Origin of the sequence: Providencia sp. JGM181 (assembly GCF_018257375.1) — a bacterium.
Classification (GTDB): domain Bacteria; phylum Pseudomonadota; class Gammaproteobacteria; order Enterobacterales; family Enterobacteriaceae; genus Providencia; species Providencia lanzhouensis.
The window spans coordinates 1-8,348 of sequence record NZ_JAERJY010000154.1; the positions used below are offsets into that span (position 1 = coordinate 1).

The window sequence follows — 8,348 nt, forward strand, 5'->3', positions numbered from 1 at the left end:
TATTTGTCATTACGATGAAAAAAGCAAAATAGATAGAAATGATTAAAAGCCAACAGTATTAATAAGGTTATTGGCTTTTAAATGAAATGGAATGGATTCTTTCAGTGATTCATTTTTTAGAAGGCAATGAATTTTTTACACTTTCTGTATATTGCAGCATATTCGCTTTTGCATTATGGTCTTTTTGCAATAATGCTAAGTTATTTTTTGCGGTCACATTACCCAGTTTATCCGCACGCTCAAACCACATAATAGCGCGGAAAATATTTTTACTGCCACCTTCTCCTCGGGCATACATTACGCCGAGGTTATTTTGCGCATCACTGTTTTCTTTGAATGCCGCAGACTCCAAAAGCTCCCGTGCTTTTTGGCTATCTTGCTGAACCCCAGTTCCAGTCAGATAAAAAATCGCTAACTGGTTTTTTGCATCCATATTGTCTTCTTTAGTGACTTCCAGCCACTTCACAATCTGCTGGATCTCAACATCTTTCAACTGACCCGCCAGATATAAGTTCGCTAACTTTAATTGTGCGTCGACAATATCTGAATCCGCTAATTCGATATACCACTGGATCGCTTTCGCCATATCCGGTTTAACGCCGCCAAGGCCTTTTTCATAATACTCAGCCACTTTCATAGCGGCTTCAGCAGATTCATTATCTGCCGCCATTTGGTACCATTTGAAGGCTTCGCTCAGGTCTTGCCCAACGCCATCGCCTGTCTCATACGCTTGCGCTAACGCATATTGAGCCGAAAATTCACCTTGGTTTGCCGCGCGCTTATACCAGTAAACGGCTTGGTAGTTATTTTGCTCAACGAGCGGATGACCTTTGCTGTAAAAGTCTCCCATATTTTTTTGTGCAACTGGGGAGCCCATGTTCGCGGCTTGGCGATACAGGTAAATCGCCGTATCCTCATCTTTTTCCATGCCTTCGCCATTTTCATACATCACGGCTAAGTTGTTCACGGCAGAGGCTACGCCATTACGTGCACTGCGCTCATACCATGTAAAAGCTTTATTGTAGTCAATATCACCACCAAGCCCATCATGGTAGAACAGCCCAATGGCAAACTGTGCATATTCTTGCTCTTGTTCTGCGGCCTCATAATACCAAGCACGTGCTTGTTTATAGTCTTTTTCGACACCTAAACCGCGCTCAAATAAATAGCCCATCGCATATTGGCAGTATGCATCGCCTTTTTCGGCGCATTTGCGATACCAATTACCCGCTTGCTCATAATCTTTTTTGCGCTGTGCCAGCATCCCGATGTAGTAATCACCATCATTACTATTTAAATCAGAAGCTTTCTTAAACCAGTAATAAGCTTTATTTTCATCGGCATCGAGAAAATCTGTGCCATCCAAATAAGCGACACCCACGTCAATCATGGCATCAACTTTGCCCGCATTGGCCTCTTTAATGCTACTTTGGAAATCAGTTGGAAGGTTGCTTGGCTCAGCCACTTCAAGAGCTTTAGGTAAAGGTTCAACTAAAGCGGAGTCCGCCTGAGGAGTTAAAACCACAGGGGTGATAATTGGGGTGGAAGATTGGTTAACAGCCGCTTTGGCTGGCTGGTTATGAAACGAACCCGACTCTATTGGCTCTGCTTGCACATAAGGGGCACAGATAATGCAGAAACTAAATAAGAGAGAGGGTAATTTCATGACATTTACTCACAGCTTGGCATTGACCACTGCTATATAAGATATCATTCCCATACAAAAATCATAAGGACTATAAGCAGAAAATAACCAAATGATGTGAATTTTTAAGAAAATAATTTGGGTGATTATCGTAATTGGTTATAAAACGAGCTAATCACCCTCTAATTAATAATTAAATTGTCTTAATGCGCAAAATTAATTAACGCGATATCCGCCATGCTTACTGGCAAATAAATTAAACTTACCCCACTCAATTAAAATCAATTCTAATTTTTGATGACTAATTTTGCATAGCGTCGATATTTGGGAAACCACAAAATGGTTTTCACCCACTAATTCTTCTGAAAATACCTCGGCAATTAATTCACTCTCTTTAGCTGTAATTAACCAACCATCATTAGTCGCAAATTTATGAACCGGAACCATACCTTCTTTGGTACTTTCTTTAGAGAGTAACTTATCTTCCGCTTGTTGCGCTTGATAAAACGCGTCGATTTCCTCTTGTGAAGGGATCGGCTCAACCCTCTCTTGGTTTTCCAAGAACAGATAAATTTCTTCTGCTCTTGCTGGCGTTAACTCGCTTCTTAACCAAATTTGGTTAAAGCAATGTTCCGTCAATGAATCTTCAGTATCCAATTTGTCCATGATTTGCAAAATACTCATCATGGCACTCACCGCGTCTTCGCTCATCATAAATGTCTCTGGCGCGGCGCTATTTTGGATCTGATAAGGATAAACTACCGAGGACGGCAGTTTTCCTTCAATTATAAATTCATAGCTCATCATTTGCTCCCAATAGATTTCCTACCTATAAGATGGAGGCGAATAACTGAAAAATCAATCTTATGGATCAAATCAATCTTCTGGGTCATAGCCTAAGTTTGGCGCTAACCAGCGTTCTAATTCTGCGACCGTCATTCCTTTGCGTTTGGCATAATCTTCAATTTGATCTTTTTGCACCTGTGCCACCGCAAAGTATTTACTATCAGGGTGACTAAAGTACCAACCCGACACCGAGGCTCCCGGCCACATTGCGTAAGAGCTAGTCAGTTTCATACCAATTTTGTCTTCCACATTCAGGAGCTGCCAGATTTTTTCCTTTTCTGTGTGTTCAGGGCAAGCGGCATAACCCGGTGCAGGGCGAATGCCTTGATAATTTTCACGGATCAACTCTTCGTTGCTCAGTGCTTCCTCTGACGCATAGCCCCAATACTGGGTTCTAACTTGCTGATGCAGATATTCTGCAAAGGCTTCTGCTAAGCGATCAGCCAAGGCTTTCACCATGATTTTATTATAATCATCGTGGGCATTTTCATACTGCTGGGCCAGCTCATCCTCTTCTAACCCGCCAGTAACGGCAAATGCACCAATATAATCCGCTTTACCGCTCTCTTTAGGTGCCACAAAATCGGATAAACAGTAGTTCGGAAAATCGGTTTTCAACGTTTGTTGGCGTAAATTAAGTGCCACCGCTTGGACTTCATCCCGAGCATCGGAACGATAGATTTCCACATCATCCACCACGCGGTTTGCTGGGAAAATTCCAAAAATCCCTTTTGGCGTCAGTAAGTTTTGGCTTTCCAACGTGTCGAGCATCGCATTGGCATCAGTCAACAATTTGCGCGCTTCTTCTCCGACAACTTCATCTTCCAGGATTCGCGGGTATTTGCCTGCCAGTGACCACGTCATAAAGAATGGTGTCCAATCGATATAGTCACGCAATGTTTTAATCGATGCCGTCACTTCTTGAACGCCTAGGAATTTAGGAGCCGGCGGCTGGTACTGTTGCCAGTCAATATTCACCCCATTAGCGCGAGCAGCTTCTAATGTAACCGGTGGCGTTCTTGGTTTTTTGCGCCCATGTTGCAGGCGAACCGTGTCATATTCACGATGCGTTCGGGCAACAAACTCGGCTTTTTGGGTTGCTGAAAGTAATGCGGCGACGACACCCACCGTACGGGATGCGTTCTGCACATAGACCGTGGGTCCTGAATAGTTTTGCTCGATTTTCACCGCGGTATGAGCTTTCGAGGTCGTTGCGCCTCCAATCAATAGTGGTAAGGTAAACCCTTGTCGCTCCATCTCCTTTGCCACATGCACCATCTCATCCAATGACGGCGTAATCAGACCCGATAAACCGATAATATCGACGTTTTGTTCCCGGGCGGTTTTTAGGATCGTTTCACACGGCACCATGACGCCTAAATCAATGATTTCATAGTTATTACACTGTAAAACGACACCCACGATATTTTTGCCAATGTCGTGTACGTCCCCTTTCACCGTCGCTAGTAATACTTTACCTGCACTGCTTCCCGACTGTTTTAGCTCCTGAATATACGGCTCTAAGTACGCCACGGCTTGCTTCATCACGCGGGCGGATTTCACCACTTGGGGCAGGAACATTTTTCCTTCACCAAATAAGTCACCCACCACGTTCATGCCGTTCATTAGCGGGCCTTCAATCACTTCGATCGGGCTTGACGCACGTTGGCGAGTCTCTTCCGTATCTTGGATAATAAATTCCGTAATCCCTTTCACTAGCGAGTATTCAAGCCGTTTTTCCACTTCCCAGCTGCGCCATTCCGCTTGTTGAACTTGCTGCTCCTGTCCTCCTGTTCCACGGTATTTTTCAGCCAGTTCCAGTAGCTTTTCAGTGCCGTCTTCTCGGCGATTGAGGATCACATCTTCTACCGCGTTTTTGAGCTCGGCGGGAAGATCGTCATAAATGGCCAGTTGCCCCGCATTGACGATCCCCATATCCATCCCATTGCGGATCGCGTGATACAGGAAAACAGCGTGAATTGCCTCACGCACCGGATCATTGCCTCGGAATGAGAAAGAGACGTTAGACACCCCACCTGAGATCAACGCATGGGGCAGTTGATCTTTGATATCTTTACAGACTTCAATAAAATCAACAGCATAGTTATTATGCTCTTCAATCCCCGTAGCAACTGCAAAAATATTCGGGTCAAAAATAATATCTTCAGGTGGAAAACCGACCGTTTCCGTTAATATTTGGTATGCGCGGCGACAAATTTCGATTTTACGCTCGCGGGTATCAGCTTGCCCCACTTCATCGAACGCCATGACCACCATTGCCGCACCATATTTACGGACTAATTTGGCGTGTTCAATAAAGGCATCAACCCCCTCTTTCATGGAGATGGAGTTCACGATCCCTTTGCCTTGGATGCACTTCAGCCCTTTTTCGATCACGTCCCATTTCGAGGAGTCGATCATAATAGGCACTCGTGCAATATCAGGTTCTCCCGCGATCAAATTCAGAAAACGCACCATCGCCGCGTGGGAATCTAACATGCCCTCATCCATATTGATGTCGATGATCTGCGCGCCGTTTTCCACTTGTTGGCGAGCGATATCAAGGGCTTCTTGGTAATTTTCTTCTTTAATTAAACGCTTAAATTTTGCAGAGCCTGTGACGTTAGTGCGCTCACCAACGTTCACAAATAGAGATTGCGCACCAATATTCAGCAGTTCTAAACCGGATAACCGACATTTCACAGGTAATTTTGGTAACTGGCGAGGTTTAAGTCCCTCAACGGCTTGAGCCATTTTTTGGATATGAAGTGGTGTTGTCCCGCAGCATCCACCGACGATATTTAAAAAGCCAGCTTCCGCCCATTCGCGGATCTGCTGCGCCATATTTTGGGCATCAAGATCGTATTCACCAAATGCATTCGGTAACCCCGCATTGGGGTGGGCGCTAACATAGCACTCTGAAATACGAGATAATTCAGCGATATATTGACGAAGTTCATCAGGCCCCAGTGCGCAGTTAAGCCCGAATGATAACGGCTGAGAGTGACGCAATGAGTTGTAAAATGCTTCCGTGGTTTGCCCCGATAAAGTTCGCCCCGAAGCATCGGTGATAGTCCCTGAAATCATCACAGGCAAGTGGATCCCAAGGGATTCAAATTCAGTTTCTACGGCAAAAATCGCCGCTTTTGCATTTAATGTGTCAAAGATAGTTTCGATCATGATCAGATCGACACCACCCTTAATCAGCGATCGTGTGGATTCACGATACGCGTCCACCAGCAGATCAAACGTCACGTTGCGATAGGCCGGATCATTCACATCAGGAGAGATCGATGCTGTACGGTTTGTTGGTCCCAAAACCCCAGCCACATAGCGCGGTTTTTCTGGGGTTTTACGTGTCCACTCATCGGCACATTCACGAGCAAGGCGAGCTGCGGTTTCGTTGATTTCCGCAGAAAGGGCTTCCATTTTATAATCCGCCATCGCAATGGTGGTGGAGTTAAACGTATTGGTTTCAACAATATCCGCCCCTGCTGCAAAATATTGGCTATGGATATCGCGAATAATCTCAGGTTGAGTGAGCACAAGTAAGTCATTGTTGCCTTTCAAATCACTTGGCCAATCTGCAAAACGCGCGCCGCGAAACTGCTCTTCAGAGAGCTTATGGCGTTGGATCATCGTTCCCATCGCACCATCTAGGACGAGAATTCTATTTTTTAGTTGTTGTTCTAATTGGTTTTTCTTGCTGGACACTGCACTGTCCTCCTGAAAATGATAATCCCTCGGCTTAATCTGCCCCATGCTGTGACTTCGCACAGCTAAATCGTCAATGAATTGAAACTAAACTAAATTTGTATGAATCACATCCTACCATAACTTCAGAAGAGAAAATTCGTCGTTATGATGAGAGTTTTTCAGGTTGCCAAAGATCGACTTTTTGCTGATCCGATGAGTATTTTTGAATGAAATCATTCATAATAGAAACGAATACTCATTCCTGTCAGGAGACACTTGATGGCGGCTACACCCATTACTAAAAAAATAAAGAAGGCAAAAGGACCTGCGAGTGGCGCTACGGCTGCCGGACAAGTTCAATCCTTAAGCCGTGGACTGACGCTTTTGGAATACATTTCTGAATCAACTGGGGGGATCGCTCTCACCGATTTAGCCCTTCAAGCTGGTTTACCTAATTCCACAACTCACCGCTTATTAATGACCCTAGAGCAGCACGGTTTTGTGCGCCAGACAGGGGATCTTGGGTTGTGGGTCATCGCTTCTCATGCCTTTATCATCGGCAGTAGCTTCCTTGAAAGTCGTAATTTATTAGCCCTTGTCCATCCAATATTACGCCGTTTGATGGAAGAATCTGGCGAAACCGTCAATTTAGCGATTTTGGATCACACAGAATATGACGCTGTGATTGTTGACCAGGTGCAATGTAATGCGTTAATGCGCATGTCTGCCCCAATTGGCGGAAAGCTGCCATTACATGCATCGGGTGCAGGAAAAGCGTTTATTGCCAATTTGCCTGAAGAGCAGCTAATTCCATTACTGGGCAAAAAAGGCTTACATGCCTATACACCGCATACATTAACTAACCCATCAGCATTGAAAGAAAATCTGCAACAAGCTAAAAAACAAGGATTTTCTTATGATGATGAAGAGCATGCGCTGGGGTTAAGATGTATTGGCGCCTGTATTTATGATGAGCATAAAGAGGCATTTGCCGCGATCTCAATTTCTGGACCACTTTCTCGGATCACCGATGATCGGGTAACAGAGCTGGGAGCGATGGTGATCAAAGCCGCTAAAGAAATCAGCCATGAATATGGCGCTAATCGCTAGCAAGCAAAAGTGCGGGATCTTCCCGCACTTCTTTAATTAATCATGTTACTGGCAGGTTAATCACCCTGTTGACTGGATGCATTTTCCGATTTATTCGATTTCAAAGATTGTTTGAACTTCGGCATATTGCGATATTTTTCAATCAAGGCTAAAGCGATAGCTTCCGTTTCCGCATCTGCCCGCCCATCAATATCCCGTGGACGATAATGCATTTGGAATGCACGCAACGTCTGTTTCGTTTCTTTATCTAATTTTCCTGTCAGTGGGATCCCTGCATAGCCATAAAATTTCAATGCTTTTTGTAGGTTTAACACACTGACAGATGCATTAATCTGCCGCCCTGCTAAATACTTATTAACGGTTTGAGGGTCTGGCCAAGCGCCAATCCCATGCAGCGCTAATGATTGCCACGGGAATGCACGACCCGGATCTTGTTTACGCAGCGGGGCGATATCACTATGGCCAATGACATTTTCTGGAGGAATGTCATAACGTTGCATAATGTCTTTCAATAGCGGGATCAACGCATCTATCTGCGAGTCATTAAAAGGCGGCCAGATATCTTGACCATTTTTTCTCACCAAACCTTCATTAACGATTTCAATACCAATCGAGCTATCATTGAGCCCGTGATGATATTGCCAACGGCTATCCCCTGCATGCCACGCTTTCAAGCGCTCAGGAACAAGTTGTAAAATGACAGGCTGACCATTTTTTTGTGCAGGTTGACTAGGAATGAGGTAATGGGAACTCACCTTTCCTTTCGTTAATATTTTAATTGAGTGGGCATCATCAGAAACAGTGTAATGCAGAACAATAAATTGAATACGCTCGCTGGTATTCTGTGACGGGTAACTCTGATCGAGATAGTAACCCGTTTTTGAAGGTGTCGTTGAACAACCGACAAGTAGGAATATGACAAATATCCATATTGCCCTAGCCATTTAAAACTGCCCTTTTTCCATGTTGAATTGTCGCACATTTAAGCACACCGACCTCGATAAAACCATGAGAACTTTGCGCAAAGAATCGTCTTAAATATGAACAAATA

The 8,348-nt window shown here is 44.5% G+C and carries 5 protein-coding genes; 1 reads left to right on the plus strand and 4 read right to left on the minus strand.

Annotation, left to right across the window (positions count from 1 at the left end; all coding sequences use genetic code 11):
* Window positions 1-109 precede the first annotated feature (109 nt).
* The 3 genes from JK188_RS15175 to metH all read right to left on the minus strand — a co-directional run bounded on the left by JK188_RS15175 (window position 110) and on the right by metH (window position 6,205).
* Window positions 110-1,666, minus strand: a complete 1,557-nt coding sequence (locus JK188_RS15175) for a tetratricopeptide repeat protein (protein ID WP_211887911.1) — start codon at window positions 1,664-1,666, stop codon at window positions 110-112.
* A 195-nt stretch (window positions 1,667-1,861) separates the two neighbouring features.
* Window positions 1,862-2,449 (minus strand): hypothetical protein, encoded by a 588-nt coding sequence (locus JK188_RS15180; RefSeq protein ID WP_187128669.1) that lies wholly within the window; start codon window positions 2,447-2,449, stop codon window positions 1,862-1,864.
* Between the two features lie 72 nt (window positions 2,450-2,521).
* Window positions 2,522-6,205 carry a methionine synthase gene (gene metH, locus JK188_RS15185; protein WP_211887912.1) on the minus strand — a complete coding sequence of 1,228 codons (3,684 nt, stop codon included), beginning with the start codon at window positions 6,203-6,205 and terminating at the stop codon, window positions 2,522-2,524.
* 261 nt (window positions 6,206-6,466) lie between these two features.
* On the opposite strand from metH, the gene iclR reads away from it, so the two are divergent.
* Window positions 6,467-7,297 (plus strand): glyoxylate bypass operon transcriptional repressor IclR, encoded by an 831-nt coding sequence (iclR, locus tag JK188_RS15190; protein ID WP_036955435.1) that lies wholly within the window; start codon window positions 6,467-6,469, stop codon window positions 7,295-7,297.
* Window positions 7,298-7,353: 56 nt separating this feature from the next.
* On the opposite strand, the gene JK188_RS15195 is transcribed toward iclR, so the two are convergent.
* Window positions 7,354-8,241: an N-acetylmuramoyl-L-alanine amidase gene (locus JK188_RS15195; protein WP_211887913.1), complete on the minus strand. Its 888-nt coding sequence runs from the start codon at window positions 8,239-8,241 to the stop codon at window positions 7,354-7,356.
* Window positions 8,242-8,348 lie beyond the last annotated feature (107 nt).